General features: G+C 50.8%; 7 protein-coding genes and 1 tRNA gene. 2 read left to right on the top strand and 6 right to left on the bottom strand.

The genetic code is table 11. The annotated features are described in order from the left end of the window. Both K9N57_10030 and K9N57_10025 read left to right on the top strand, forming a co-directional pair. Positions 1-177: transposase (locus tag K9N57_10030; GenBank protein MCF7804517.1), on the top strand; the 177-nt coding region annotated here is incomplete at its 5' end. A gap of 26 nt (positions 178-203) precedes the next feature. Further along, a complete protein-coding gene (locus K9N57_10025) occupies positions 204-752 on the top strand; it encodes a transposase (protein ID MCF7804516.1) in 549 nt (182 codons plus the stop codon). A gap of 139 nt (positions 753-891) precedes the next feature. Here the strand turns inward: K9N57_10025 and K9N57_10020 are convergent, their stop codons facing one another. The 6 genes from K9N57_10020 to erpA all read right to left on the bottom strand — a co-directional run bounded on the left by K9N57_10020 (position 892) and on the right by erpA (position 6,100). Next, positions 892-1,179, bottom strand: a complete 288-nt coding sequence (locus K9N57_10020) for a hypothetical protein (GenBank protein ID MCF7804515.1) — start codon at positions 1,177-1,179, stop codon at positions 892-894. Positions 1,180-1,333: 154 nt separating this feature from the next. Next, positions 1,334-1,408: transfer RNA gene (locus K9N57_10015), tRNA-Val, on the bottom strand. Positions 1,409-1,515: 107 nt separating this feature from the next. Further along, positions 1,516-3,852, bottom strand: coding sequence for an endopeptidase La (gene lon / locus K9N57_10010; GenBank protein MCF7804514.1), 2,337 nt, complete (start codon positions 3,850-3,852; stop codon positions 1,516-1,518). A gap of 272 nt (positions 3,853-4,124) precedes the next feature. Beyond that, positions 4,125-5,000 (bottom strand): hypothetical protein, encoded by an 876-nt coding sequence (locus K9N57_10005; protein ID MCF7804513.1) that lies wholly within the window; start codon positions 4,998-5,000, stop codon positions 4,125-4,127. Positions 5,001-5,436: 436 nt separating this feature from the next. After that, complete coding sequence (locus K9N57_10000; protein MCF7804512.1) at positions 5,437-5,754, bottom strand: hypothetical protein; 318 nt, start codon at positions 5,752-5,754, stop codon at positions 5,437-5,439. Between the two features lie 19 nt (positions 5,755-5,773). Beyond that, positions 5,774-6,100, bottom strand: a complete 327-nt coding sequence (erpA, locus tag K9N57_09995; GenBank protein ID MCF7804511.1) for an iron-sulfur cluster insertion protein ErpA — start codon at positions 6,098-6,100, stop codon at positions 5,774-5,776. Positions 6,101-6,124 lie beyond the last annotated feature (24 nt).

Raw genomic sequence — 6,124 nt, 5'->3', positions numbered from 1 at the left:
GCGTTCCGGACGCGGTCCCTGGATGCGGAATATCCGGTGCTCTGGATTGATGCGCTGCATGAAAAAATCCGGGTGAACCACCGGGTGCAGAACCTGGCCGTCCTCGTGGTCATGGGCATCACGCGGGACGGGACCCGTGAAATCCTGGCCGTCGAACCGATGTACCAGGAATCGTAGGACACGTATCAGGCCCTGATCCGGCAATGAAAAGACGCGGCCTGCAGGACGTCTGGCTCTGTGTCTCGGATGCCCATCAGGGGTTGCAGGCGGCGATTCAGGAAGAATTTCTGGGGTGTAGCTGGCAGCGATGCAAGGTCCACTTTATGCGGAATATCCTGGCCAAGGTGAGTCCAAAGCACAAAGCCACCGTGGCGCAACGCTTGAAGCAGATCTGGCAGCAACCGGACCTCACCACGGCACGCCGCTATGCTGAAGCGATGATAGACGAATATACCGAGGCGTTTCCCGACGCAATGGTGCTCTTGGAGGCGGGCCTGGAAGACAGCCTGCAATCGTATGGGTTTGCACACCTGGATGCGCGAAAGACGAGTTCCACGAATGTGCTGGAACGGCTGAATCGGGAGATTCGCCGCCGGTCTCGGGTGGCCGCACCGTTTCCCAGTATGGCCTCGTACCTGCGGCTTATTACCTGCTATCTCATCGAATATACGGAGGACTGGAGTACCGGCCGCAGTTATATCAGTGCCACGAGCATCGAGGAACAAGCGGAGGCGTTACCCAAAGCGGCGTAGGAGGCATATAATGGCACCCTTTCACGAAATTGCGAACTTTACTTGACACGACCTAATTTATGGTGATAGTATTAAATATTTTATCATAAAATGGCTATATAACTACAGTTATATATCCAATATTCCTTGAAATCGTATTCTATTGTAGCCGATCGACAGTGTAATATTGCGAAATTTCCGAAGAATCTGAGGGCAATCCTCCAATAAGTGCATCACTCAAGAGAATAAAAGAGGCTGACTCAAGTACATCGACATGTAAATCTTCAATCTGGACATGCTTTCCATCCAGGTAAATCCACTTATCTTGAGTTTTGACAATTTGGGAGATATTTACAATGGCACTACTCAATTTTTCTTCAAATTCCCTCACACCATCATGACTTACTACTACATATGTAATCAATGAATATAAACCTTTTACCTTCACCAGTGGACAAATTCTTTCGTTCTTCAGAAGTCATCTGAAGCAATACGTGAGCAGATCACAGTAAATGATGCGGGCATTATCAGGTAGGTACAGGCGAACTTGTGTAAAACATAAAAAAACCTCAGGAATCGCTACATTCCTGAGGTTCCTTTAGTGGGCGCTACAAGATTCGAACTTGTGACCCCTGCCTTGTAAGGGCAGTGCTCTGAACCAGCTGAGCTAAGCGCCCAATATATATTCCAAAAGCGGTGCTAACTTAGAATATTTGCCGCTGGAAAACAACAAAAAGCCGGCAGGAATTGTGTAGTAACTCCCGCCGGCCTTGGCTTCTAGTGTTTAAGCGGCTTTTTCCTTCTTTTCCTTTTTGCCTTTTTTCGGCTGCAGCGCAATGTCAATAACGTCGGACATCTCCTTCACGAATTTGAATTCGATATCCTCGCGCACCACGTCCGGTATCTCGTCCAGATCCTTCTTGTTCCGTTCGGGCAGGATGACCGTCCGCAGGCCACTTCGATGAGCGGCGACGACCTTTTCCTTGATGCCGCCGACCGGCAGCACATTGCCCCGGAGCGTAATTTCACCGGTCATGCCGAGATTGTTCTCCACCATGCGCCCGGTGAAGAGTGACACGATGGCCGTCAGCATAGTCACGCCAGCGGAGGGACCGTCCTTGGGAATGGCGCCCGCCGGCACATGGACATGGATATCATTGTCCTCAAACTCCTTGCTGTCGATGCCCCACTCATCTGCCATAGACCGTACAAAGCTCACGGCAGCCTGGGCGGACTCCTTCATCACGTCGCCCAACTTTCCGGTGAGGTTTAGCTTGCCCTTCCCGGGCATTTTCGTCGCCTCAATGAACAGGATATCGCCGCCGACGGCAGTCCACGCCAACCCGATGGCGATGCCGGGTTTGGACATTCGCTCAGCTACTTCGCTGAAGTGTTTTTCCGGCCCCAGATAATCCTTCACCTTTTCTGCGTCGATTTCGATCTCCTTGAGGTCATCCTGTACGATATCTCTGGCAATCTTCCGGAGCACGTTGGCAATCTCGCGTTCCAGATTTCGGACTCCGGCTTCCCGGGTGTACGAATGCATCAGTTCCTTCAGCGCCTCGTCTGTGATCGATATCTGCTCATCTGAGAGTCCGTGCTCGCCCTTCTGCTTCGGTACCAGATATTCCTTGGCGATGTGGAGCTTCTCGTTTTCGATATAGCCGGGAAAGTCGATAAGTTCCATCCGATCCTTCAGCGCCGGCGGAATCGGGTCGCTCAGGTTCGCTGTGGCAATAAACATCACCTTGCTCAGATCAAACTCGACCTCCAGATAATGATCACTGAAGGAATCGTTCTGTTCCGGATCCAGCACCTCTAACAGCGCCGACGACGGATCGCCCCGGAAGTCTGAACCCAGTTTATCAATCTCATCCAGCATAAAGACCGGATTGTTGGTACCAGCCTTCTTCAGACTCTGAATAATCCGGCCGGGCAGCGAACCAATGTAGGTTCTGCGGTGTCCCCGGATTTCGGCCTCGTCGCGAACGCCCCCCAGCGATATCCGGACGAACTCACGTCCCATAGCCCGGGCGATGGACTTCCCCACGGAGGTCTTTCCGACCCCGGGAGGCCCCACGAAACAAAGTATCGGGCCCTTGATAGCGCTGGTGCCTTCCTTGTCCTGTTTCAACTTCCGCACAGCCAGATATTCCAGGATCCGGGTCTTCACCTTGTCCAGCCCGTAATGGTCTTCGTCCAGGATCTCCTTGGCACGCTTCACATCCATGGTATCGTCACTGGACTCATTCCACGGGAGCTCCACCAGCCAGTCCAGATAGGTCCGGCTGACGGTATATTCCGGCGAAGATGGCGGAATCTTTTCCAGACGATCGACTTCCTTCTCCGCAACCTCTCGTGCCTCTTGCGGCATATCGGCTTGTTCGATCTTCTCGCGGATCTCCTTGATCTCCAGGGTCTGATCGTCCTCACCCAATTCCTTCTTGATAGCCTTCAACTGTTCACGCAGATAGTACTCACGCTGAGTCTTGGAAATTTCACCCTGTACTTCGGACTGTATCTTTTCGCCAAGCTCCAGCCGCTGAATTTCCCGGTTGATGAGCACCGTGGATTTTTCCAGCCGCTCCCGGACGTTCAGTTCTTCCAGAATTTCCTGCTTCTCGGCGTTACCGATATTCAGGTTACCGATAGCGCGATCCACCAGGCGTGCCGGATGCTGAATATTGGAGAGCATGCTCATGTGTTCTTCCGTCAGGTACGGCGCCATCTTGATTAATTCTTTGTAGATATTGCGGAGATTTGACTGGAGCGCGTCGATCTCGATATCGTCTTTGTCAAATTCTTCATCGACCTGCTCAAGTACACCCCGGAAATACGGCTCGGCCGCCGTCCATTCGGTCACCTGCATCCGATGGATACCCTGGACAATGGCGCTTTTGCTGCCATCCGGCATATCAAACACCTTCAGCACCTGGGCAACCGTCCCAAACGAGTATAGATCTTCGCTTGAGGGCTCTTCTACCGAGCCCTCTTCCTGGGCAACGACACCGATGTACCGGTTATCTTTTGGCAAATTCTCAATGAGATTCAGGGACCGCTCGCGCCCGATGTAAATAGGGATAACCTGCTGCGGAAATAAAACCGTGTTCCGCAACGGCATGATGGGCAATTCCACCGATCCGTCTGAACCGAATATCTCTTCAACTTCGACATTTTCAGTGGCTTCGGTTATTTCATTCAAAAGAAATCCTCCTAATTTTTATAATCTGCTTCATAGGCAATTAATTAATTACAATGTCTGTGCCAACAATTAGCACAACTGAAAACCGACCGCTTTCCCGCCATCTTGTCGAACAGTTGTGACAGATATGCCGGTTTTTGCAGACGCACTGCGTTCATGTCAGATAACAAAGGAGGTTCTTCCCGCCTGTGTCATTTGATCACGGAATCAGAGAAAAGCTTCTTCAACACCGAAAGCGCTCGGAGCGTTACCATAAAATCGCCAACGGTATCTTTGCCGGCGACCGCCGGAAACAGGCCGCTATCTAACTGTTGATCCCGCAGCCAGTTTGAGGCTTTTTTTACCACCGTATTGGAGCGGTCGTATCCGGCATTGGTCACAATTTCTAATACTTTCAGAGTTCCACCACGGAAGCAGCCGGACTCATCGTATCCGACATACAGATAATCCCAGGCGTCCGGAGCGTTCAAAAATTTGGTGTGGTTCGTTTGCAGAAAATTATCCAGAAGATAATCCAATCCTTTGCGCACGCGGTCATCTTTGTAATAAACATTGTGCAGCACCAGCGGCCATAACACATGACAGGTCGTCCAGATACAGCTCGGATAGGTATCCTTGTCTTCACCGGCGGGCACATGGACCAGATGAAGCCAGCCGCCGTCATTCCGTTGGCGGCGCAGCAGCCAGCGCATCCCCCGATCCACAAAAGGATTCCCTTGTAGCCCATAGCGCATAAGCACCCAAAGTGCGTAGCCCTGATGCTGATAAAACAGTGGAAACTTGCCGTCCGGATGCTGCATTTTCATCAGCGCCACAATCCCCTCCTGCACCTCCGGGACATCCCGGGTCGCACCGTGATCAAGCAATCGGTGGAGTTCCATAATCTGTGAGAAAAACTGCATGCTCTGCTGACGCTGCTCGTTGGAAAATTCTTGTTTCGACGGCCATGTTCCGTCGTCGTTTTGTCGTATTAACAGGCGATTAAACTCATCATTCTGCCGCACCTCGGCAATTATTTCCTGTACAGCATGTGCAACTTCCGTCAATTCGTACAGTTCAGTAAACATCCGGTATTTGACGCCTGGAGGCGCCTTTTTCTCTAACCGGGGGAGGGGATCCGTCTGAAGTATGTCTGAGAAGTCTAATTCCATTAAGAAGCAGTGTTCATGTTAAAGAAAGTGTTATAGTGTTCAGGTTTAAAAGCGTGTTAGAGTTCAAAGTATCGGGCATCTTCCGTCCAAAATGCATAGTCGATTGGAAATTCCCGCTGTAATGGAGCTTGTTCGTTGTCTTCCGGTCTCTCGCCCCCGGGCTCCGTTCTCCAATCAATATCTCTACCTTTTACACCCTAAACGCCGCAGTCATTTGTTATTTCTGCGGCGGTCAGCGTGTCAAATTTCTATTCGTTTAAAGTAAGTGTTGCGGATTAGGAATTCTAATCGAAATGATAAATAATGTGTCAAAAACTAATGTGGAATCGGTATGATTGTGGCAGGAGTAAACCTATGCTTCTTCTTTGATCTTATGACACTCCATGCAATTTTCCCGCGGTTCGTGCGGCATTATCTTAGCGTCCATCACACCTTGAGTGTGGCATGTAATGCACTGCTTTTCCGACTCGAACCGCCGGTGATACGCCTTCCCGGACATGGTCGGGGCAATCTTCGCCAACGCTTCCCGGTTAATATTTTCATTGGATGACTGCCGATCCTGACTGCCAGAGAAGGATTGAGGGCTGAAATTCAGAAATACAATAATCAAGCCGGCGAGAGCAATGGTTCCATACACCAGCCAGGCTGTTCTGCGATCGGGAGTGGCCAACGAATATGCTTTCTATATATTATGCTTTGAAGGATTGACCACATCCGCAGGTCGACTTCGCCTGGGGATTCACAACTTGGAACGACCCACCCATCAGCCCTTCGTCGGCATAGTCGATTTCGGAACCGTCAATGTACTTGAGAGAAAATTTGTCCACGATGACCTTGATCCCGTTCTGCTCCAGGACTTCGTCTGATTTTTCGGGCTCATCCTCGAATTCCATCCCGTACGACATTCCGGAGCATCCGCCACCCTGGATATAGACCCGAAGTCCATGCTCCTCTTTATTCTGTTCCTGCAACAGTGTGCGGAGTTTATTTTCCGCCCGTTCCGATAATGTAACCATTTTTATACTCCTTTCCGCCTTTCG

The sequence above is a fragment of the Candidatus Neomarinimicrobiota bacterium genome (assembly GCA_021734025.1).
GTDB lineage: Bacteria > Fidelibacterota > JAANXI01 > JAANXI01 > JAANXI01 > JAANXI01.
Note: the sequence above shows the minus strand (reverse complement) of the source record. Positions and strands in the feature narration are given on the sequence as shown.